Annotated in this window: 1 protein-coding gene; it reads left to right on the top strand. The window is 68.6% G+C overall.

Translation table 11 applies throughout. The features are described from left to right. Positions 1-1,039, top strand: a 1,039-nt coding sequence (locus tag WEA77_RS04565) for an MmgE/PrpD family protein (RefSeq protein ID WP_368066682.1), incomplete at both ends; no start/stop codon positions are given.

Genomic DNA, 1,039 nt, shown 5'->3' with positions numbered 1-1,039 from the left:
ATCGCGCATGGGCTGGAGGCCCGCTATGGCGACCTGCCTGGGCCGGCGCGCCGCGCGATACAGACATTTCTGCTTGATACGCTCGGTGTCGGTATCGCCGGCGCCGCCCATCCGATCGCGGGCGACGTACGCCGCGCGGCGCTTGGCTGGGGCGGCGCCGGCCCGTCGAGGATATGGGGCGCGGGCAGCGCGTTGGTGACACCGGCAACCGCGGCCTTCGTCAACGGCTTCCAGATCCATTGCCAGGAGTATGACTGCGTTCACGAACCGGCAGTGGTCCACCCCATGGCGGTCCTGCTGGCCGCCGTGATGGCCCATGTCGATGCAGCGCCGCGCCTGGTCTCTGGCCAAGACCTGTGCATGGCGCTCGCCGTCGGGGTCGACCTGGCTGCGGGACTCGGTGTCGCCGCGCGCAGCCCGCTCCGGTTTTTCCGCCCCGCAAATGCCGGCCTGTTCGGGGCCGTGCTGGCAATCAGCCGCCTGAGGTCCTTCACGCCCCAGCAGGCGCGCGACGCGCTCGGATATGCCCTCTCCTTCAATGCCGGCACGATGCAGGCCCATGTTGAAGGCAAGCCGGCATTGCCGCTCCAGATCGCCAACGCGGCGCGCAATGCGATCGCGGCGACCGATCTGGCAGGCTTCGGGATCTCCGGTCCCCAGGACAGTTTAGAAGGACCCTACGGATACTTTCGCCTCTTCGAGGAGGTGGCCGATCCTCAGCTGCTGCGAGCTGCACTTGGCAAGACCTGGCGGATCGCTGAAGTCAGCCACAAGCCTTTCCCGACCGGCAGGGCCTGCCAGGGCGGCATTGCCCTCCTGGCCCAGGCGGCGCCCCGGATCGGCGACCTTGCAGATATCGCGAAAATCCGCCTCATCGCCCCGCCATTGATCCAGCGCCTGGTGGGGCGACCCTGGCAGGCGGGCATGACCTCCTCCTATGCCCGCCTTTGCTTTGCCTACTGCGGCGCCGTTGCGCTGCGTCGCGGCACGGTCGGACTGGACGACTTCCGGCCGGACCGGCTGGCGGACAAGGAGACGG

The organism is Hyphomonas sp., from assembly GCF_040882205.1.
Lineage (GTDB): Bacteria > Pseudomonadota > Alphaproteobacteria > Caulobacterales > Hyphomonadaceae > Hyphomonas.
Note: the sequence above shows the minus strand (reverse complement) of the source record. Positions and strands in the feature narration are given on the sequence as shown.